This window comes from Pseudoalteromonas sp. T1lg75 (assembly GCF_002964705.1).
In the GTDB taxonomy this organism is placed as follows: domain Bacteria; phylum Pseudomonadota; class Gammaproteobacteria; order Enterobacterales; family Alteromonadaceae; genus Pseudoalteromonas.
Genome location: NZ_PQCD01000049.1, coordinates 485,423 through 506,130 on the forward strand (window position 1 = coordinate 485,423; position 20,708 = coordinate 506,130).

A 20,708-nucleotide genomic window follows, 5' to 3' on the forward strand; every position below is an offset into this window, starting at 1 on the left:
GTGATCCATCCGACCGCAATTATCGAACCCGGTGCAAAGCTTGCTGATGATGTTCAAGTTGGTCCCTATAGTTATATAGGCAATGACGTTGAAATCGGTGCAGGTACCATTATTGAATCTCATGTGGTAGTGAAAGGGCCGTCTAAAATCGGCAAAAACAACCACATTTTTCAATTCGCATCGGTAGGCGAGGCGTGCCAGGATAAAAAATACAAGGATGAACCGACGCAGCTTATCATTGGTGATAACAACATTATTCGCGAATGCGCCACCATTCACCGTGGCACCATTCAGGATCAGGGTATCACCAAGATTGGCAGTAATAACCTATTTATGGCCTATACCCATGTTGCGCATGACGCAGTGATTGGCGACAACGTTATTTTTGCGAATAACGCCAGTGTCGCGGGCCACGTGCACATCGGTGACTGGGTGATCCTGGCGGGTAACTCAGGCGTGCATCAGTTTTGTAAAGTGGGTGCTCATGCCTTTATCGGCATGTACTCGGGTGTAAACCAGGATGTGCCACCTTATGTCACCACTATCGGCACTCCTGCGCGTCCCGTTGCTATCAACACCGAGGGCTTGAAGCGTCGCGGTTTTGAGTCTGATGAGATCATGGCTTTGCGTCGTGCCTATAAGACCTTGTTCCGTAAGGGTCTTAAGGCGGATGAGGCGCTGGCACAATTGCAAGAGGAAGTGGCTAACTTCCCGGCTATTCAGCCGATGATCGACTTGGTTACCAACTCTACGCGCGGCATTATTCGTTAAATCGAGCCGTTTAAAGAGTTGCTCACAGAGCAAAAATTGAAGAAAAAGCGCTAACCCGGTTGTTAGCGCTTTTTTTATGCATGCACTTTTGATACGCAGATTTAGTTAAGCAGGTGAGTAAGGGTGTGATACTCGGGGTATTGACGCGTGAGCGCCTCGTGGCTGGCCATGGCCTTGATCCGGCCTTGCTCCATCCAGATCACCTTGTCCATTTGCCCAAGTAGCGCGGCTTCATGGGTGCTTACCACCAGTGTACGGCTTTCTGCGAGGGCTAACACGCCAGCAAACACCTTTCTTTGATTATCACCGTCTAGGCCGCGGGTGGGCTCATCCAAGAGCAATACCTGTGGGTCGCGTAAAAATAGCTGGGCCAGGTGCAGACGTCTGGCTTCTCCAGCGGACAGCTGGCGTCCGGTGGCCCCCACTTGGGTGTCCAGGCGCTTAGTCATTTGCTTTACCGTGGCCGTTAGTTGCGCCTGTTCGAGAGCCGACCAGATTTCATCATCAGAGGCATCCTCCTTGGCGAGCAGCAGGTTTTCCCTAATGGTGGCGCTAAAGGTATGGCTATACTGATTGAGCACGCCCAGCTGCTGATTAAGCCAAGCGGGGTCGAGCGCATCTATCGGTATACCAAACGCCAGGGTTTTTCCCTGTTGCGCATGTAATTGCGCCGTTAGCAGGCCAAGCAGGGTAGACTTACCGGCGCCACTTCTGCCTACAATGGCCACCTTTTCACCTCGTTTTATGTCCAGGGATAAAGCATGAAATACGGGCTGCTGCGCCCGATAGGCAAAGTGAACCTGGTGTAAGGAAAAGACCGAGGAAGCCTGTTTTTCTCCCTGTAGGCCAGGTGTGGGAGTATGCTCCACCTCGGCCAGCAGGGCACGAATGCGCCCGGCGCTGGCCAGGGTAAGTTCCATTTTTAGCATGGCATCGGGGAGCATCAGCACGGACTCAAACGCACCTAACACCAAGAGCACCAGCATGGCTAATTCGACGTTTGCCAACTGGCCGTTGTTGACCAGAGGGATCAAAGTCAGCAGCGCCAACACCAGGGTCAACTGGCTTATAAACAGAGACAGACCTTGGTGGCCGGCAAACCAGCGGTGGGCTTTTTGTTGCTCTTCGGCCAGCGCTTGCTGCGCCGTATCGAGGCGCCGCCAATATTGCTCGGTGGCACCCGCAAGATACAGCTCTTTTAAGCCGCGCGTTCCTTCAACCAGACACTCGCTTAAATCGCTTTGCGCTTCCTGGGTGCACTTGCCCACTCCCTTTAGATTGCGACCGAGCCAGGCCGGTAGTAAGAAGCCTGTAGTTAGCAGGGCCGTTACCGTCACCAGCATAAGCACCAGGCTGTAAACGCCCAGCGCCCAGGCTATCAGTGGCAAGGCCGTTACGGCCAGCAACAGCGGCACCAATACCCCGATATAGAATTCATCGAGTTGCTCAACGTCTTCTTGCAGCTGTGACAAGCGGCGCCCAACACTGGCAAAGCACTGCTGCGGAACCTGGGTGAGGGCGGCGAAAATGCGTACTCGCAGCGTTTTCAGAATTAAAAAGGTGGTGTTGTGATTCACCAGGCGTTGCGCATAGCCGCTGGCGGTACGAACGATGGCGAGAAAGCGAATAATGCCCGCCGGGGTGAAGTAGTTCATGGTCACCCCATGTAAGCCAGCGGCGGCCATGGCCGCTAAAAACCAAGCGGACACGGCCAGCAGGGTGATGTTGGCGGCCAGGGCAAGAAATGCCAAGAGCATGCCTAAGAGCGCCCAACCAAGGTGCGGGCGAATGAGGGAAATAAGAAAGCACCAATTAGCCATGGACGACCTCCGGAGCATGGATCATCTTTGCCAGGTGCGAGCCGGGTGTGCCGAACAAATCCTTGTAACTGCCTTGCTCAACGAGTTCGCCCTGTTGTAGCACCAAGACTTTTTGGGCCCGAGTCAGGGTATTGAGGCGATGGGCAATGATCACCACCAGGGTGTGTGCGCTGAGGCGCTCAAGACAGGCTTGCACCTTTTGCTCGCTATGCTTATCAAGCGCCGCCGTGGGTTCATCCAAAAAGAGGATGTCCGGTTGCCGTAACAGGGCCCTGGCCAAAGCCAGGCGTTGAATTTGCCCCCCGGATAGGCCATGGCCTAATTCGCCTAACTGGGTGTCATATTGGTGCGGAAGAGCCATGATAAAGGCGTCCAGGTCGAGCTCTTTGCACAGCGAGCGAATGGCTGCAAGGTCGATTGACGCGCTTCCCAGGGCGATATTCTCCGCCAGGGTGCCACTGAATAAGGTCGGCGTTTGCGCGACCCAGGCAATGCGCTTTTGATAGCTGGCGATATCGATATCCGTTAAAGGCATGCCATTGATGCGTATAGCCTTATTCGTTTGCGGATATAAGCCCATCAGGCAGTCCATTAAGGTAGATTTACCGGCGCCACTGTGACCCACCAGAGCTAAAATTCCATTTGCGTCGGTGTCAAAGCTGATATTTTTTAATACCGCATTGGTGCTTTCATCAAGGTGCAGGCTTAAGTTTTGCACCTGCAGCTTGGTGACCGAGGCTATGGTGTCTTTCTGTTGGTTAACCTGCTGCGCGGGCTCTTGCTGGGTCAAAATGGCCATCATGGAATCGGCACTGGCGAGGCCCTTGAGTTTGGCATGATAGTGCTGCCCCAGTTGACGCAGCGGCAAGTAGAACTCGGGAGCGAGCAAGAGCACCACAAAGCCGGTGGCAAAGTCCAAGGTGCCGAAATACAAACGAAAGCCGATGATCACAGCTACCAGGGCGATGCTGATGGTGGCTAAAAACTCCAATGCCAGGGTGGAGATAAAGGCGATGCGCAACACCGACAGCGTGGAGATACGAAATTGATCCGCCATCTGCTCAACGCGCTTAACCTGGCCCTGGGCGCTGTTAAAAAGTTTTAATTGAGTTAGGCCGCTTAAGCGGTCAAAAAAGAATTGCCCCAGGTATTGTAACCGTTGCCAATTACGCTCGTTTAGCGCTTGCGCCTTGTAACCAATGAGGATCATAAAAAATGGGATCAGTGGTGCGGTGATAAGAAAAATAAGCCCGGATTGCCAGTCGATGGGAAATACCACGGCGATAATGGCAAAGGGGATAAGCCCGGCATAGGCCACCGCCGGCAGGTATTTGGCGAAGTAGTCATGCAGGGCTTCCACTCCCTGATTGAAGGTGAGCACCCACTGCGCCGCAGGGCCGGTTTTTAAGCCGTTTCCTTGCTGTTTGACCAAGGCTTTCCACAGCGCTTCACGCATCGCCAGCTTGATATTGAGTGCACTGCGTTCAGCCACATAGCGACTGGCGCCCATTAACAGCGCCCGTAGCAGGCTTAACCCAGCCAGCAAGTACAGGGCTGGTGCCTGCTGTGCTAAGTCTTGCCCGGCAAACATCACCTGATGGCACAACTGCGCCAGCACATAGCAACTGATGATCATCAACACGCCACTGCTAAAGCCCAAAAATATGCTTAGCAGCAAGGGGCGGTTATGGGGGCGGGTAAATTCCTTTAAAAAGGCGCGCAGCTGGAGTTGCTGCGCGCGATTTGGTTGGGGGTTCATGAGCTTAGAAGTGCTCCTGCTCGTCGTCTGCAATACTGTCGGTGTGCTGTTGCATTTCATACCACATCACATTGATCACGCCGAACGCAACGGCAAAGAGTACGCCTAAAATCCAAGCGAAATACCACATAATGCCTCCTTAATAGCTGCCGTGAGAGTTGTTTTCGATTTCTTCATGACTGACGCGACGCCACATCTTCACATAACACCAGGTGGTGTAACTCAGTACTATGGGCAGCAGCAATGCCACCACGATAAACATAATGTTAAGGGTCATATGGCTTGAGACCGCGTCCCAAATAGTCAGACTCATATTGGCATCGTGGCTTGACGGCATGATGAAGGGGAACAAACTGGCGCCAAAGGTCATTATGATACCCACGAGCATCAGGCTCGTTAGCACAAAACCCACCCCGGCTTTGTTACGCCATGAGCTTACTAAGGCTAAGCCTCCGGCAACAAAGGCCAATATCGGAAAAGCCAGGCTCCACGGACGCTGTTGATAGCCATCGAGCCACAAGCCGGTACCCGTGCTGACGGTTTTCGCCAAGGGATCGGCATGGCCATTGGTATCGGCCATGGCGACAATTTGCATGCCCTCGATTTGCGTTAACCAGACTCCGGCAATGGCAAAGCCTACCAGAGCTATGATCAATGCCAGGCGACCCAATTTCGCGGCGCGCAAGGCCACCGGGTTCACGGTGCGCAGCTGCAACCATAGACCGCCATGGGCGACCAACATGGCCACGCTGATCAGGCCACAAAGCAGGGCAAAGGGATTGAGCAGGGCGAAGAAAGAGCCCAGGTAGCTGACCCGCATCAGATTATCTATATGCAAGGGCACCCCTTGGATCAGGTTGCCAAAGGCGACACCAAATATCAGCGCCGGAATAAAGCTGCCGGCAAACAGCGCCCAGTCCCAGCGATTACGCCAAGTCGGGTTATCCAGCTTGGAGCGATAGTCAAAGGCCAAGGGACGGAAAAACAGGGCAAACAGCACCAGCATCATGGCGAAGTAAAAGCCGGAAAAGGCCGCGGCATACACCATGGGCCAGGCCGCAAATAATGCGCCACCGGCGGTGATCAGCCAGACCTGGTTGCCATCCCAGTGCGCGCCGACCGTGTTAATTACCACACGGCGCTCGACATCTTTTTTGGCGACAAAGGGCAGTAAGACGGCGGCGCCCATGTCCATGCCATCGGTGATGGCAAAGCCGATCAATAGGGCACCAATTAACAGCCACCAGATCAGTTTTAGGGTTTCGTAATCGAAAATCATACCTGAGTCTCCTTAAAGGCGGCCTGGCGTTCAAAATGATACTTGCCGGTGTGCAGCGAGCTGGGACCCTGTTTAATAAAGTGCAGCATCAACCACACCTCGATAATAGCGAGTATGGTGTAGAAGATAATAAAGCCGGTCAGGGATATCAGCACATCATTAAAGGTCAGACTGGAAGTGGCCATAAAGGTGGGCAGCACTTCTGAAATCGCCCAGGGTTGGCGACCGAACTCGGCCACAAACCAGCCTGTTTCTATGGCTATCCAGGGCAGGGGAATGGCGAATAGGGCGGCCTTTAGCAGCCAGCGCTTTGTCTCAATCACGCGCTTGGCGTGTAATAGAAAGAGGCGGCGAAAATAAAGAGCATGATCACCCCACAGGCCACCATGACGCGGAAGGTCCAAAACAGCGGGCCTACGGCGGGGATCGAGTCCTTCACCGCCATAGCAATTTCTTCTTCGCTGGCGTTATAGACATCATCTCGATAGCGCTTTAACAGCAAACCATAGCCGAGATCGGCCTTGTACTTGTCAAATTCGGCAACGATCTCGGGGCGGGTATCACCATTGCGCAACTTTTCCAGATAGCGATAGGCAATCATGCCGCTGCGGATCCGTACCTCGTGCTGCTGCTGTAATTCCTTGATACCGGTGACTTCTTCATCCAGGGAGCGAGTGGCAATAATACCCATCACATAGGGGATTTTAACCGCGGCGTGGGTTTCCTGTGCTTCTGAGTCGGGAATGCCGAACAGGGTAAAGGCGGCGGGGGCGGGCTCGGTTTCCCATTCCGCTTCAATGGCGGCGAGTTTAACCTTTTGCACCTCGCCGACCTCATAACCGGACTCATCGCCGAGCAGGATAACGCACAGCACCGAGGCTAAACCGAAGCTACAGGCCACCGAAAAAGAGCGTTTGGCAAAGGCCACGTCCCGTCCTTTAAGCAGATAATAGGCGCTGATCCCAAGCACAAACATAGAGGCGGCCACATAACCGGCGGATACGGTGTGAATAAACTTCACCTGAGCCACCGGGTTAAAGACCAGCTCGGCAAAGCTTTGCATTTCCATGCGCATGGTTTGGTAATTGAACTCGGAGCCCACCGGGTTTTGCATCCAGCCGTTGGCGATAAGGATCCACAGCGCGGAGAGGTTGGTGCCTATGGCCATTAAGAAGGTTACGCCGAGATGCTGTACCTTGGTCAGGCGGTCCCAGCCGAGGAAGAACATGCCGACGAAGGTGGACTCAAGGAAAAAGGCCATCAGGCCTTCGATGGCCAGCGGTGCGCCGAAGATATCGCCAACATAATGCGAATAGTAGGACCAGTTGGTACCAAACTCGAACTCCATGGTTAGTCCGGTGGCGACCCCAAGCGCAAAGTTAATACCGAATAACTTGCCCCAAAACTTGGTCATATCACGATATATTTCTCGCCCGGTCATCACGTAGACCGATTCCATTATCACCAAAATCCATGTCATCCCTAATGTCAGTGGCACGAATAAAAAGTGATAGAAGGCCGTTATTGCAAATTGCAGACGGGATATGTCTACAAAGGATTCATCTATCATGGTTTACCCCTAATGTAAGCTGTTTGAACTTTCAATAATAACTGAAAGTTTGCATAGTATCCGTACTTATTGGTTAACAGTCAACCACACATTAGCAGTTGCTAATTTATAAAAAAGTTCATTGCGATGAAAAAACAGCCGGCTTGCGCTCTGTGCCAAAGGGCTAAAGAATCGGCTATTTTTCAGCGTCATGGATTTGTGCGCCGCTGAGGTTTTAAGCACACCCTAAACAGGGTAGACTAGGCTGTTAATAATAACAGTGGTAAATGGGAAGCCCCCTTTAGATGAGCGCAGCAGCTAAACCTCTACGTATCGGTATTGTTGCCGGAGAAATGTCGGGCGACATTCTCGGCGAAGGCCTGATGAAAGCGATATTAAAATCTCACCCGGACGCAGAGTTTGTCGGCATCGGTGGCCCGCGTATGCAGGCGCTAGGTTGCGACAGCCTGTTTGATATGGAAGAGCTATCGGTGATGGGCCTGGTTGAGGTGCTCTCGCGTCTGCCGCGTCTGCTGCGTATTCGCAAAGAGTTGGTGCAGCATTTTATCGCTAATCCGCCGGATGTGTTTGTCGGTATCGATGCGCCGGATTTTAATCTGCGTGTTGAACTGCCGCTTAAAGAAGCGGGCATTACGACTGTGCATTATGTCAGCCCGTCGGTGTGGGCATGGCGACAAAAACGTATTCATAAAATCGCCAAGGCCACTAATTTGGTGTTGTCCCTGCTACCCTTTGAAAAAGCATTTTACGATGAGCACCAGGTGCCCTGCACCTTTGTGGGTCACACCCTGGCCGATGATATTGCCGTTGAGCAGGATAATACCCAGGCGCGGGAGCAATTGGGCTTATCGCCCGAGGATAAGGTACTTGCTTTGCTGCCCGGCAGCCGTGGCTCCGAGGTTGGCTTGCTAACCCCTACCTATGCGCAAACCGCCGAGCGTTTGCAGCAACAGAATCCGGATCTAAAGGTGGTGGTGCCCCTGGTTAATGCGGCGCGTAAGGAGCAGTTTTTAGCCCTGCAGCAAGAGCATGCGCCCAATCTTAAGGCTATTTTACTCGACGGTCAGTCAAGCTTAGCGATGCAGGCCAGCGACGCCATTTTATTGGCCTCTGGAACCGCCTCATTGGAAGGCATGTTGTATAAAAAGCCTATGGTGGTGGGCTATAAGCTTAAACCTATGACCTATTGGATGGTGCAAAACGTCTTTACCTTTACCATCAAGTACTTCTCGCTGCCGAATCTGTTGGCCGATGAAGAATTGGTGCCCGAGTATTTGCAGCATGAATGCAACGTCGACGCCCTGTGTGCGGCGCTAGAGCCCCGCCTGTACGGTGACAACAGTGCGCTAATTGCCCGTTTTACCGAAATCCATCAGAATATTCGTTGTGATGCCAGCCGTCAGGCGGCCAAAGCCGTATTGGAGCTTATCGATGCAAATTAATCGCCCAGACGTTCAATATATTGCCGGTGTCGACGAAGTGGGGCGCGGGCCTTTAGTGGGCGATGTGGTCACCGCCGCGGTGATCCTTGACCCCAATAAGCCCATTACCGGTCTGACCGACTCGAAAAAGCTGAGCGATAAAAAGCGCCAGGCACTGAGCGAAGAAATCAAAGAAAAAGCCCTGAGTTACTGTATTGCCCGCGCCACGGTGGAAGAGATTGACGAGCTCAATATTCTCCACGCTACCATGCTGGCCATGAGCCGCGCCGTTGCCGGCTTGGATATTACCCCAGACTTTGTGTTTGTCGATGGCAACCGTTTGCCGGCGCTCGATATGGCGGCGCAGGCCGTGGTCAAAGGGGATGCGCTGGTGGCGGAGATCAGTGCCGCATCCATTTTGGCTAAAGTGGCGCGCGATCAGGAAATGATCGAGCTCGATGCCCAGTATCCCCAATACGGCTTTGCCGGGCATAAAGGCTATCCAACCAAGGCGCATTTTGAAGCCTTGGCCGAGCATGGTGCCCTTGAGCAGCACAGAAAAAGTTTTAAGCCCGTCCAACGGGTACTGGCCGAGCGAGGACAATAAGCGATGGCAGCCCCTCAGTTCGTTCATTTACGGGTTCACAGCGACTTTTCCATGGTCGATGGCCTGGCTAAAACCAAGCCCATAGTGGCCAAGGCGCAGGAGTTGCAGCTCAGCGCCCTGGCTATTACCGATCAAATGAACCTCTGCGGCCTGGTGCGCTTTTATGGTGCTGCCCACGGCGCCGGCATTAAGCCCATAGTCGGGGCCGATATCTGGCTCAATACCCCGGAATTTCCCGACGAGCCTTGTCGTTTATTGCTGTTGGCGAAAAACAACCAGGGTTATAAAAACCTTACCCTGCTTATTTCCAAGGCCTATCTGCGTGGTCATGTAATGCACCGTGCCATGGTCGACAGAGACTGGCTGGCGGAGCATGGTGAAGGCCTGATCATTATCAGCGGCGGTAAAGACGGCGACTTGGGCAAGGCACTGCTTAAGGGCAATGCTGGCATTATCGAAGAGATCAGCCAATTCTATCGCACTCATTTCCCCGGTGATTATTATTTAGAGCTGATCCGCACCTCCCGCGCCGACGAAGAAACCTATTTACACCTGGCGGTTGAGCATGCCTATGCACATCAACTGCCGGTGGTGGCCACCAATGAAGTAGTGTTTTTAAAACCGGACGACTTCGAGCCCCATGAAATTCGTGTGGCCATCCATGACGGTTACACCCTGGAAGATAAGCGCAGGCCCAAGCGTTTCTCACAAGAGCAATATTTAAAAACCCCCGAGCAGATGACCGAGCTGTTTAGCGATATTCCCGAGGCACTGCAAAACACGGTGGAAATCGCCAAACGCTGTAACGTCACCGTGCAACTGGGCACCTATTTCTTGCCGGATTACCCCACGGGTTCGCTGAAAATCGAGGACTTCCTGGTTAAGGTATCCCGCGACGGCCTCGAAGAGCGTTTACAATTCTTATTCCCAGACGAGCAGGTGCGTGCAGAGCGCCGTGGCGAGTATGACGAGCGTTTGCAAATCGAGCTCGACGTAATCAACCAGATGGGGTTCCCAGGTTACTTCTTGATCGTAATGGAGTTCATTCAGTGGTCGAAGGATAACAATATTCCCGTAGGTCCGGGGCGAGGCTCCGGTGCCGGCTCCTTGGTGGCCTACGCGTTGAAGATCACCGATCTCGACCCGTTGCAATTCGACCTGCTGTTCGAGCGATTCCTAAACCCGGAGCGGGTCTCCATGCCCGACTTCGACGTCGATTTCTGTATGGACCGCCGCGATGAGGTAATCGACCACGTGGCCAAATTGTATGGTCGCGATGCGGTATCCCAGATCATCACCTTCGGTACCATGGCTGCAAAAGCGGTTATTCGCGACGTGGGCCGGGTGCTGGGTCACCCTTATGGCTTCGTTGATCGTATTTCTAAGTTGGTGCCCGGCGACCCGGGTATGACCTTGGCCAAAGCCTTTGAAGTGGAGCCTCGCCTCCCCGAGGCCTATGACGGCGACGAGGAAGTGCGCGACCTCATTGACATGTGTCGCATTCTCGAGGGCTGTACCCGTAACGCCGGTAAACACGCCGGTGGTGTTGTAATCTCACCGACCACCATCACCGATTTTGCTGCCCTGTATTGCGATGAAGAGGGAAAGTTCCCGGTTACCCAGTTCGATAAGAACGACGTAGAAACCGCTGGTCTGGTTAAATTCGACTTCCTGGGTCTGCGTACACTGACTATTTTGCAGTGGGCCCTGGATATGACCAATGAGCGCCTCGCCCGTGAGGGCAAAGCGCCGGTGGATATCAATGCCATTCCGCTGGATGACAGACCCAGTATCGAGCTGCTGCTGCGCGCCGAAACCACGGCGGTGTTCCAGCTCGAATCCCGCGGTATGAAAGACCTTATTCGCCGCCTTAAACCGGACTGCTTCGAAGATATGATAGCCCTGGTGGCCTTGTTCCGTCCGGGGCCACTGCAATCGGGCATGGTAGATAACTTTATCGACCGTAAGCATGGTAACGAGGAAATCTCTTATCCGGATGTTCAGTACCAGCACGACAGTCTGAAACCCATTTTGGAGCCGACCTATGGCGTAATCCTGTATCAGGAGCAGGTTATGCAAATCGCCCAGGTTCTGGCGGGTTACTCGCTCGGTGGCGCCGACTTATTACGTCGCGCCATGGGTAAGAAGAAGCCGGAAGAAATGGCCAAGCAGCGCTCTACCTTCGAAGAAGGGGCGATACAAAACGGCGTTGACGGCGAACTGGCGATGAAAATCTTCGACCTGGTAGAGAAGTTCGCCGGTTATGGCTTTAACAAATCACACTCCGCCGCGTATGCCTTGGTGTCGTATCAGACGCTGTGGATGAAAACCCATTATCCGGCCGAATTTATGGCCGCGGTAATGTCGGCGGATATGGATAACACGGATAAAATCGTCACCCTGGTGGACGAATGTGAAAACATGAAGCTCACCTTGTTGCCACCGGATGTGAACGCTGGCCTGTATAAGTTCACCGTGAACGAGCAGGGCGAGATAGTCTACGGCATTGGTGCTATTAAAGGCGTGGGTGAAGGCCCGGTAGAAGCGATTTTGAGCGCCCGAGAGCAGGATGGGCCGTTTAAGGATCTGTTCGACTTCTGTGCCCGGGTTGATTTGAAACGCCTGAACAAGCGGGTTATTGAAAAACTCATTATGGCCGGCGCCATGGATAACCTGGGTCCGGATCCGGTGCAGGGCGGTCGCGCCATCCTAATGGCCTCGTTGCCCGAGGCGATTAAATCCGCCGAACAGCATAATAAGGCCGAGCAGCTTGGCCAAGGTGACTTATTTGGCTTGCTGGCAACCGAGCCGGAAGAGGTTGAGCAAGCGTTTAAACGAGTGCCATACTTTACCGACAATCAATGGCTTGACGGTGAACGGGAAACTTTGGGCTTATTCTTGACCGGGCACCCTATAAATCAGTATCGTGGTGAACTTAAGCACTATACTAGCGGTAAACTCGTCGATCTGACGCCGACTGAGCGAGATGTGCAAACCACCGCGGCAGGTTTGGTGATCAGTGCCCGAACTTTGATAAATAAGAAGAATAAACGCTGGGGATTAATCACCTTAGATGACAAGAGTGCCCGAATTGATGTACGCTTATTCCCAGAACAGTTTGAAATGTTCCAAGAATTGCTGCAAATCAACAATATCTTGGTGATAACTGGACAGGTCAGCTTTGATAACTTCTCTGGCGGCATTACAATGACCGCCCGAGACGTCTGTACCCTCGCTGAGGCCCGTGAAAAGCGCATTAAAGCGATGAAAATGACGGTGGACATGGCGCAAATTGACGACAACTTCTTCGAAAAGTTGGAAAAAGTGCTGGAACCGTACAAATTTGGCACCTGTCCGGTAAAAATACTGTACCGGCGGCCAGATGCCTTGGCTGAGTTGGAACTAGGAACACAATGGTGTGTGACGCCTGCCGATGACTTAATTCATAAGTTATCGCTGATGGCGGCACAAAATATAGAATTAGAATTTAATTAAATGGGTTAATGAGCACATGAGTCTCAATTATTTGGATTTCGAACTGCCAATTGCCGAATTGGAAGCGAAGATTGAAGAGCTACGTCACGTCAGTCGAGCGGGCGAACTGGATTTAGGGCTAGAAGAAGAAGTCGGTCGCCTAAAAGAGAAAAGTGTTGAACTAACTAATAAAATCTTTTCTGAACTAGGTGCATGGCAGGTTTCGCAACTAGCTCGTCATCCACTGCGTCCATACACACGTGATTACATCGAGCGTATTTTTACCGAGTTCGACGAACTCGCGGGCGATCGTGCGTTTGCAAACGATCCGGCCATTCTTGGTGGTGTAGCACGTTTAGACGGTGAGCCAGTGATGGTTATCGGTCAGCAAAAAGGCCGTGATACCGCGGAAAAGATCAAACGTAACTTTGGTATGCCAAAGCCGGAAGGTTACCGTAAGGCCTTGCGTCTGATGGAAATGGCCGAGCGTTTTAAAATGCCTATTTTCACCTTTATCGACACTCCGGGTGCCTACCCAGGTGTGGGTGCGGAAGAGCGTGGCCAAAGTGAAGCCATTGCCCGTAACCTTAAGGTTATGGCGGCGCTGAAAGTGCCAACTATCTGTACCGTGATCGGTGAAGGTGGTTCAGGTGGTGCCCTTGCCATTGGTGTCGGTGACCGCGTTAACATGCTGCAATACAGCACCTACTCGGTTATTTCTCCTGAAGGTTGTGCGTCAATCCTTTGGAAGAGTGCTGAGAAAGCACCATTGGCTGCTGAAGCCATGGGTGTAACCGCACAGCGCGTGAAAGAGTTGGATCTGATCAACAACATTATCGAAGAGCCGCTAGGCGGCGCGCACCGCAACTACGATGCCATGGCCAAGAGCCTCAAGGCACAGTTGAAGCGTGACCTGGCCGAGCTGCGTCAAAACAGCGTTGAGGAAATGCTGGACTTGCGCTACAAACGCTTAATGAGCTTCGGTTACTGTTAAGCAAAAAAAGGCCGCTCAGTCGGCCTTTTTTAATGCCAGCCTAATACCGTCTAATGACCAGTCCTATGTACACACGCTTTGCCGCACAATTAGCACACCTCCTTAACGAGTTGCCCGAGTGTCAAGGCTTGGCGGTTGCCCTCAGTGGCGGCCTGGATTCCATGGTTTTGCTCGATCTGGCGCAGCGCTATGCCCAGGAGAAGGGCATGCCCTTGTGTGCCATTCATATCCACCACGGGTTAAGCGCCAATGCCGATCATTGGCAGGCTTTTTGTGTCGAGCAATGTCGTAGGCGTGCCATTGCCTTTTACAGCGAGCAGGTGGTGTTGTCGGATCAGACCAGGCTGGGTATCGAAGCCAAGGCCCGTCAGGCCCGTTATCAGGCGATGGATAAGGCCTTGCCTGCAGGCTATGCGCTGCTTTTGGGTCAGCATAGCGACGACCAGGTAGAAACCTTCTTTTTGCGCTTGAAGCGCGGCGCCGGGCTCAAAGGGCTCGGCGGCATGCAGGCATTGAGCTACTGGCAACAGCGCCCTTTGCTTCGTCCTTTGCTCGGGATCAGCCGCAAGCAGTTACAGCACTTCGTCGAGCGTCATGATCTTAAGCATATTCACGACGAGTCCAATGACGACAGCCGTTTTGATCGTAACTTTTTACGCAATCAAATTTTGCCCCAACTGAACAAACGCTTCCCTGGCTTTAGTGCCAAGGTGGCGCAAACCACGGAGCTACTGCAACAGCAGCAGCGCTTGCTGGACGATATCGCCGCCCAAGACCTAACACAGCTGAGCGTTAACTCCGAGCAACTGACCCTGGCGCCGTTAATGGCATTAGGCGAGGCCCGAGCCAATAATGCCCTGCGTTACTGGCTGCAGAGCCATGATGTCGCCATGCCCTCACAATTACAGCTGCAAAGCCTGTGTGCGCAGCTGTTAAGCGCTCGGGCAGATAGTCAGCCTAGTTTAACCTTGCGCACTCATTGTGGCGATGAGGTGAGCGTGCGCCGCTTCAACGAGCAGCTGTATTTGGTTCAACACCAAGTAGAGCCTGTAGCCGAGCGCCTTGCTAACCCGGGTATACATGCTCTAAACGATGGGCGCACCTTGATGTGTAAGCCCGGAACCGGGGTGAGGGCACCAAATGCCGATGAGCAGGTGTGGGTGCGTTTTGGGGTGCTTAACGCTCGCATTCGCCCGCAGCACAAACCCTATGGCAATAAACTGAGTCACTGGCTAAAAGAGCTCAAGGTGCCGCCTTGGGAGCGACAACGCATCCCGCTCATTTTTTACGATGACACCCTAGTGGCGGTGGTAGGTTACTTTTATAATTACGATTTTCTGGCACAACAAGGATTACAATGGCAACTGACAACCACTCTTCCGTAAAGAAGCCTCATGTAGGCCTGTCTTTAGTGCAAAAGGCGCCCTGGGCTGTGTTGGTGATCTTAGTGTTGTTGGCCGTGGTTGTCGGTGTATACGGGCCGTTATGGCCGGTGCTGGCAATAGCGTTGATCGCCGGGCTCTGTTGCGGGGCGCTGTTACTGGCCTATTGGCTGGGTAAAGGCGGCACTTATTTCATTGTCGGCTTACTGGTGCCCTTGTTGGCCGTGATGTTTGCCGAGCTGCCAAGCTTTACGTCCCTGTATCAGCTTATTTTGGCGTTCTTTTGTGGTTTTTGGTTATCGTTGTGGGCATTTAAGCTGGTAAAAGGCACGGCGGACAATTCAGAGGCACCCTGATAGGTGTTACGACCGCTGAATTTGGCCTGATACAGGGCCTTGTCGGCGCGCTCGAACAGGCTAATATTCACGTCCTTGGCCTGCGCAAGGGCAAAACCGATACTGCAACTGACGCCATAGCGGTTCATTAACTCGCTGTTACCCACCGCCGCTTGAATACGCTCGGCGATCACCGTATTGGTGGTGTAATGGTCATCGTCGATCAGGATGGCAAATTCATCGCCGCCGAAGCGAAAAATAGAATCCGTGGCACGCACGCTCTGGCGCAACAGGGTGGCAAATTCCTGTAGGGTTTGGTCGCCCACCTGGTGTCCATAATTATCATTGACCTGTTTAAAGTAATCTAAATCTAACAGCATCAAGCTAAAAGGACGGTGCTGGCGTCGGCAGGCTTCCAGTTTTTTCTCGACACTGATATTAAAGTCACTGCGGTTATTGAGCCCGGTCAAAGGATCGCGTGTGGCCAGACGTAGCACGCGATTATAGGTCAGGGCGTTACGCAGCGGGTAAGCGAGGACTTGTTGCCATTTTTTTAGCTGCTCTTGCAGGGCCGCACTAAAAGTAGCGTCACTTAAATACACCAAGCGGCCTAAGTGCTCACCCTCGACCTCAATATCGAAACGATTAGCCACCGCATTGTCTTGGCTGTTCGTCATTTCATTGACACCCAGACAGGAATGCAGTTGCAGGCCGGTAAAATAGGCATGGGGGCGCACATGCTCGGCAAAAATATCAAGCAGGGTCGACAGCTCAAGGCTGCGCTGGAGCTCGTGTGTCAAAGCGGTGACGTTGACCACCGACGCAGGGCGGTAAAAATGTGCCGCCGTGTTCGCATCTTGGGTCATGGCGGTGTGACCGTATGTCAAAATATGGACGTTATCCAAGCGTTACGCTCCAAGACTAAATTCGTATATGTTTTTATGCTAAAACCGTGCCATCAATTCAAACTAGCCATAAAACAAGCCCTTGCTATAGTTAATTAAGGGTGATTAGTCGGTCAGGGTGTTGACGCTACAGGAGCACCATGCAGCAGCTGTTTATAGAAGTCTTTGGCTTGTTAGTCAGTGCGGTGGCGCTGGTCTGGTTGTTTAAGCGTCTGGGTTTGCCGGTGATACTGGCCTACCTGGTTACCGGAGTCATGGCTGGGCCCCACGGCTTCGACTGGCTCGCCAATGGCTCGCAGATGCATGGCATTGCCGAGCTTGGTATCGTTTTTCTGCTCTTCAGTTTAGGTCTAGAGTTCTCTTTCCCCCGTCTGCTGGCAATGCGCAATATCGTATTTGGTGTTGGCTTACTGCAGGTATTGGTGACTTCGGTCGTCTTCTTCTGTTGTTTGTGGCTATTTTCTTTCGATTCCTTGAGCGCGTTTGCGATAGCAACCTTGGTGGCGCTGTCATCCACTGCCGTGGTGGTTAAATGCCTCAAAGACAGTGGCCAGTTACAAAAGCGCCGCGGGCAACTGGCGGTGGGAGTCTTGTTATTCCAGGACCTGGCCGTGGTGCCCTTGCTGATCGCCATTCCCTTGCTGGCCGGTGATACCGAGCATTCGTTAATCTATAGCCTGGCCTTTGCGCTCGGCAAGGGCGCTTTGGTGTGCGCCTTGTTATGGGCCATAGGCAAGTGGTTGTTACCGCTGATCTTTAACGAAGTTGCGCGGATGCGCAATGAAGAGCTCTTTGTTCTGACTACCTTGCTGGTGACCCTGTTTGCCGGTGGTTTGACCTACTGGTTTGGTTTGTCTATGGCCCTGGGGGCGTTTTTGGCGGGCATGATGCTCGGCGAGAGCCAGTACCGCCACCAACTGGAAAGCGATATTCGCCCGTTTCGCGATATTTTGATGGGTTTATTCTTTGTCACCGTGGGGATGCAACTCAGTCTGGTTTATGTGTTTTCTCATGTCCATATCGTGCTTGCGGTGCTGGTGGCCATGATGCTGATGAAATGGCTGATTTTGGCGTTTATTGCCCAGCTGTTAGGGGAGCGTAAAACCGATGCCTTCAGCGCCGCTATCATGCTCTGCCAAATGGGAGAGTTTGGCTTTGTGCTGGTGGCTTTGGCGAAAACCTATGGTCTGCTTGATACCGAATTGGCCTCTTTGCTTATCGCCGTGGGCGTGTTATCCATGGCGATCACGCCTTATTTGATTGACTGCGCACCGCGATGGGTGCATCGCATGTTTACCGCCACGGCAGAGCCCGATCAGATCAATTGTGTCGATGAGCGCCAGAGCGAACATGTGATCATTTGCGGTTATGGGCGTGTCGGTCAAAATATCAGTCGTTTTCTAAGCACCGAGGCGTTGCCATTTGTGGCCATAGATTTAGACCCCTACCTGGTTCAGCAAGGGCGTTTGGCCAATGCCCCTTTGATGTTTGGTGATGTAACACAAAAGGGGATTTTACAGCGAGCAGGCACCGCCAATGCGCGCCTGGTGGTGATCACCTTCACCGATCTAGCTAAGGTCAAATTAGTGACCGAAGTGATTAAAGAAGTTGCTCCTGAGGTTAAAATTTTAGCGCGCATGCCGGACGATGCTCACCTTGAAGAGCTCAAAGAATGTGGCGTCTCGGAAGTGGTGCCCGAGTCCCTTGAGGCGAGCTTAATGCTCTCGTCTCATGTTCTATTTATGAGTGGTGTGCCGATGAAGCGGATTTTACGTCGCGTTAGTCAGGAGCGGGAGAATCGGTATTCGCTATTGCACAGCTTTTACATCAGCGATGAGGCCCCGCACCGTGAGATCCAGAGCGACCGTCTGGAATACCTGCATGTGATGGCCTTGGCGGATAACGCCTATGCGGTGGGAAAGACCATTGCCGAGCTAAACCTGGGTCAGCGCCGTGTTAGCCTGGCGGCCATGCGCCGCCATGGTCAGGAAATTGACGACCCCTGCGCCGAAACCGTGCTGCAGGGGCAGGATGTGCTGGTACTGAAGGGCAAGCCGCGGCGGGTGGAGCTTGCTGAGCGCTTCCTGCTCAATGGCAGCGATACTTAACCTGGGGCATTAATCTAAACGCAAAAAGTGGCGTAATTCGGGCAGCTTATTAAGTCCGTCCTGATAGCCGAGGTCGATCAAATGTTGGGTATAACGTTTCTCAAACAGCAGGTAGCTGGGTAAGCTCGACTCGCTGTAGCGTTTCACACCAATGCCCCGCAACAGCATACGAATGGCAAGGGGCATATCGTCGTAATACTCGCTGCTTATGGTATTAAAGTTGTGCGAGGGGTTAATAACAAAGGTGTCGATATGTTTGAGCTCTTTGTGATCTTCACGGTCTTTTAGCAGGCTCAGGGTGCGGTTAATGCGTTCAACGCGTTCAAGATCGGCCTGCAGGGTATCGGCGAACACACTGTCGAGCAGGTGACCGGCAATATGCGAAATACCCGGATAGTGTGGGGCATACTTACGGTTTTCATCTTTTGGCGCCTCGACACCGATAACAAAAATGCGATCGGCTCCAAGGTGAATGGCACTCGAAAGCGGCGACATTTGGTGGATGGAACCATCACCATAATATTGCTGTCGAATTCTTACACTGGGGAACACCACGGGGATGGCACTGGAGGCCATCAGGTGTTCCATATGGATACGGGTTTTTAGTCCCTGGCGCCTCACCCGTTGCCAGGGTTCGGCGCTTTGGCTTTGAAAAAAGGTAATGGAATCGCCGTTACTGTAATTCGAGGCGGTGACCGCTAAGGCATCTATGATCCCGCGGTGAATATTACGGTCGATGCGCTCCATGGGCAGTACCTCGGCCAACAGGCGCCGCAGTGGTGCGTTATTAAACAGGCTGCCCGGAGCATGGTTGGCATGGCCGGAGCGAAAACTGGTTAGTATGTTGCGAAGAAGATGGCCAAAAACATGGACGAAGTCACTGCGATACACGTGCGAGGTATGAAATTGGCCCCATACCGCATCCAGCTTGCGGCTGGCCAAATGGGCACAGGATGCCCAGCAGCCCAGTGCCACAGAGTTGATCGCCCCGGCAGAGGTGCCGGTGATAATACGAAACGGCAGCGGGGCGGTACGCGGTAGACTATGAGTGAGGGCCTTAAGCACCCCCACTTGGTAGGCCGCACGAGCGCCACCGCCGCTTAAAAAAAGTGCTGTGCCTTTTTGACCGCAATTAGTTTGCTTTCGCATATTATTTGCACTTAAATGGAGACCTAGCTTTAATGTAAAAGATTCTTCAGTAAAAAGAAACGTATAGGCAAGCGTGTTGCCAATGTTGGCACTGCCACTGATGGCCATCGCCCTTGCTGAAACCGTGGTTATGTTAACGGAGCACCTATGAAAGAGCAGCCCCCCGAACAAGACACGAAAACACCGAACAGAAATACCCTGTTATTTGCCGCCATTGTTGTTGTAGTACTGGTGATTGTAGTGGTTATCGCCCTAAGTAATCAGCAGGAGCAACCGACCGAGCCGGCTCCTGTTGCCCAACCTAAAGAGGTGGTTATTGAGCCGCAAGAGCCCGAACCCGAGTTAGAGCCGCAGCCAACCCCTGAGCCTGTTCAGCCCGAGCCCGTTCAGCCCGAGCCTGAGCCCGTGATGGAAGAGCCCTTACCCAGCCTGGATGACAGCGATGCAGAGGTCAGCGAGCGGGTAGAGCAATCTTTGGCCGCCAGCAGTGCCGAGCTATTGGTTAATGATGATCTAATCCGTCGCACCGTGGTATTTGTTAATAATCTCGCCGCCGGTCGCGTTGCCACCAATCACTCGCCGGTGACTAAATTGCAAGAACCATTCAGCGTTGTTGAAGGCGATGTACTGACCATGGACCCGCAAAGTTTTAAACGCTATGACCCTTATGTGGCCATTCTTACGGCCCTGGATAGCGAGCAACTTTTGGCGCTTTATAAACGCTTTGAGCCACTCTTTGTCGAAGCTTATGGTGAAGTGGGTGAGCCGGGTACCAGCTTTGAGCAGCGCCTGGTGCAGGCCATCGACCTGGTACTGGCAACGCCGGAGATGACCACACAAATTCCGCTGTTGCGCGATTCGGTTACCTATAAGTACGCCTATTCAGAATGGGAAAACCTGCCGCCGGCGCAAAAGCAATTGCTGCGCATGGGCCCGGAAAACGTGGCCAAGGTGAAAGGGGTGTTACGCGAGTTACGCGCCCAACTTGATTAAATGCCGGTAATAAGAGAGTCGGTGGCACTGCCTTCGATTCTTGATAGCACAGAGGTGGGCTGGCCATCAGGCTGGCCCAATATCCTAAACTCGCGCCCAAGACACAACCAACTGTTTGTTTACTAGGCAGTTAACTGGGTT

Annotated in this window: 15 protein-coding genes and 1 pseudogene; 9 read left to right on the plus strand and 7 right to left on the minus strand. The window is 52.9% G+C overall.

Features of this window, described 5'->3' with window-relative positions:
* Complete coding sequence (gene lpxA / locus C2M36_RS12505) at nt 1-771, plus strand: acyl-ACP--UDP-N-acetylglucosamine O-acyltransferase (protein WP_105255167.1); 771 nt, start codon at nt 1-3, stop codon at nt 769-771.
* A 101-nt stretch (nt 772-872) separates the two neighbouring features.
* Here the strand turns inward: lpxA and cydC are convergent, their stop codons facing one another.
* The 5 genes and pseudogenes from cydC to C2M36_RS12530 form a co-directional block, all read right to left on the minus strand.
* Complete coding sequence (gene cydC / locus C2M36_RS12510; RefSeq protein WP_158678937.1) at nt 873-2,591, minus strand: thiol reductant ABC exporter subunit CydC; 1,719 nt, start codon at nt 2,589-2,591, stop codon at nt 873-875.
* On the minus strand, nt 2,584-4,350 hold the full coding sequence (gene cydD / locus C2M36_RS12515; protein WP_158678938.1) for a thiol reductant ABC exporter subunit CydD: 1,767 nt from the start codon (nt 4,348-4,350) through the stop codon (nt 2,584-2,586). The genes cydC and cydD overlap by 8 nt, the downstream gene beginning before the upstream one ends.
* Nucleotides 4,351-4,354: 4 nt before the next feature.
* A complete protein-coding gene (gene cydX, locus C2M36_RS12520; RefSeq protein WP_105190793.1) occupies nt 4,355-4,480 on the minus strand; it encodes a cytochrome bd-I oxidase subunit CydX in 126 nt (41 codons plus the stop codon).
* Nucleotides 4,481-4,489: 9 nt separating this feature from the next.
* The gene (cydB, locus tag C2M36_RS12525) at nt 4,490-5,629 is read right to left on the minus strand and encodes a cytochrome d ubiquinol oxidase subunit II (protein ID WP_105255170.1); all 1,140 of its coding nucleotides are present in this window, start codon (nt 5,627-5,629) and stop codon (nt 4,490-4,492) included.
* Nucleotides 5,626-7,199: pseudogene (locus C2M36_RS12530) on the minus strand (cytochrome ubiquinol oxidase subunit I). Before C2M36_RS12530 ends, cydB begins: the two are co-directional and overlap by 4 nt.
* 284 nt (nt 7,200-7,483) lie before the next feature.
* On the opposite strand from C2M36_RS12530, the gene lpxB reads away from it, so the two are divergent.
* The 6 genes from lpxB (at nt 7,484) to C2M36_RS12560 (ending at nt 15,433) form a co-directional block, all read left to right on the plus strand.
* On the plus strand, nt 7,484-8,641 hold the full coding sequence (gene lpxB / locus C2M36_RS12535) for a lipid-A-disaccharide synthase (protein ID WP_105255171.1): 1,158 nt from the start codon (nt 7,484-7,486) through the stop codon (nt 8,639-8,641).
* A complete protein-coding gene (gene rnhB, locus C2M36_RS12540) occupies nt 8,631-9,227 on the plus strand; it encodes a ribonuclease HII (protein ID WP_105255172.1) in 597 nt (198 codons plus the stop codon). Before lpxB ends, rnhB begins: the two co-directional genes overlap by 11 nt.
* 3 nt (nt 9,228-9,230) lie before the next feature.
* Nucleotides 9,231-12,722, plus strand: a complete 3,492-nt coding sequence (gene dnaE / locus C2M36_RS12545) for a DNA polymerase III subunit alpha (RefSeq protein WP_105255173.1) — start codon at nt 9,231-9,233, stop codon at nt 12,720-12,722.
* A 16-nt stretch (nt 12,723-12,738) separates the two neighbouring features.
* Nucleotides 12,739-13,695 (plus strand): acetyl-CoA carboxylase carboxyl transferase subunit alpha, encoded by a 957-nt coding sequence (gene accA / locus C2M36_RS12550; RefSeq protein WP_105190787.1) that lies wholly within the window; start codon nt 12,739-12,741, stop codon nt 13,693-13,695.
* A gap of 65 nt (nt 13,696-13,760) precedes the next feature.
* Entirely contained in the window at nt 13,761-15,080 is a 1,320-nt protein-coding gene (tilS, locus tag C2M36_RS12555; protein ID WP_158678939.1) for a tRNA lysidine(34) synthetase TilS, read from the plus strand.
* Nucleotides 15,053-15,433, plus strand: a complete 381-nt coding sequence (locus C2M36_RS12560) for a hypothetical protein (protein WP_105190785.1) — start codon at nt 15,053-15,055, stop codon at nt 15,431-15,433. The genes tilS and C2M36_RS12560 overlap by 28 nt, the downstream gene beginning before the upstream one ends.
* On the opposite strand, the gene C2M36_RS12565 is transcribed toward C2M36_RS12560, so the two are convergent.
* Nucleotides 15,340-16,317: a GGDEF domain-containing protein gene (locus tag C2M36_RS12565; protein WP_105190784.1), complete on the minus strand. Its 978-nt coding sequence runs from the start codon at nt 16,315-16,317 to the stop codon at nt 15,340-15,342. The two genes, C2M36_RS12560 and C2M36_RS12565, sit on opposite strands and share 94 nt — an antisense overlap.
* Nucleotides 16,318-16,457: 140 nt before the next feature.
* On the opposite strand from C2M36_RS12565, the gene C2M36_RS12570 reads away from it, so the two are divergent.
* Nucleotides 16,458-18,425 (plus strand): cation:proton antiporter domain-containing protein, encoded by a 1,968-nt coding sequence (locus C2M36_RS12570; protein ID WP_105190783.1) that lies wholly within the window; start codon nt 16,458-16,460, stop codon nt 18,423-18,425.
* A 9-nt stretch (nt 18,426-18,434) separates the two neighbouring features.
* Here the strand turns inward: C2M36_RS12570 and C2M36_RS12575 are convergent, their stop codons facing one another.
* Nucleotides 18,435-19,574, minus strand: a complete 1,140-nt coding sequence (locus C2M36_RS12575; RefSeq protein WP_105190839.1) for a patatin-like phospholipase family protein — start codon at nt 19,572-19,574, stop codon at nt 18,435-18,437.
* Between the two features lie 147 nt (nt 19,575-19,721).
* Between C2M36_RS12575 and C2M36_RS12580 the strand changes: the two genes are divergently transcribed.
* The gene (locus C2M36_RS12580) at nt 19,722-20,567 is read left to right on the plus strand and encodes a DUF3014 domain-containing protein (RefSeq protein WP_105190782.1); all 846 of its coding nucleotides are present in this window, start codon (nt 19,722-19,724) and stop codon (nt 20,565-20,567) included.
* Nucleotides 20,568-20,708: the final 141 nt, after the last annotated feature.

Bases quoted from the DNA above. Each gene is read 5' to 3' on its own strand.
- accA (WP_105190787.1), top strand. From the start codon at position 12,739: ATGAGTCTCAATTATTTGGATTTCGAACTGCCAATTGCCGAATTGGAA.
- C2M36_RS12580 (WP_105190782.1), top strand. From the start codon at position 19,722: ATGAAAGAGCAGCCCCCCGAACAAGACACGAAAACACCGAACAGAAAT.
- cydX (WP_105190793.1), bottom strand. From the start codon at position 4,480: ATGTGGTATTTCGCTTGGATTTTAGGCGTACTCTTTGCCGTTGCGTTC.
- rnhB (WP_105255172.1), top strand. From the start codon at position 8,631: ATGCAAATTAATCGCCCAGACGTTCAATATATTGCCGGTGTCGACGAA.
- C2M36_RS12575 (WP_105190839.1), bottom strand. From the start codon at position 19,574: ATGCGAAAGCAAACTAATTGCGGTCAAAAAGGCACAGCACTTTTTTTA.
- cydC (WP_158678937.1), bottom strand. From the start codon at position 2,591: ATGGCTAATTGGTGCTTTCTTATTTCCCTCATTCGCCCGCACCTTGGT.
- C2M36_RS12570 (WP_105190783.1), top strand. From the start codon at position 16,458: ATGCAGCAGCTGTTTATAGAAGTCTTTGGCTTGTTAGTCAGTGCGGTG.
- lpxB (WP_105255171.1), top strand. From the start codon at position 7,484: ATGAGCGCAGCAGCTAAACCTCTACGTATCGGTATTGTTGCCGGAGAA.
- cydD (WP_158678938.1), bottom strand. From the start codon at position 4,350: ATGAACCCCCAACCAAATCGCGCGCAGCAACTCCAGCTGCGCGCCTTT.
- cydB (WP_105255170.1), bottom strand. From the start codon at position 5,629: ATGATTTTCGATTACGAAACCCTAAAACTGATCTGGTGGCTGTTAATT.
- tilS (WP_158678939.1), top strand. From the start codon at position 13,761: ATGTACACACGCTTTGCCGCACAATTAGCACACCTCCTTAACGAGTTG.
- dnaE (WP_105255173.1), top strand. From the start codon at position 9,231: ATGGCAGCCCCTCAGTTCGTTCATTTACGGGTTCACAGCGACTTTTCC.
- C2M36_RS12560 (WP_105190785.1), top strand. From the start codon at position 15,053: ATGGCAACTGACAACCACTCTTCCGTAAAGAAGCCTCATGTAGGCCTG.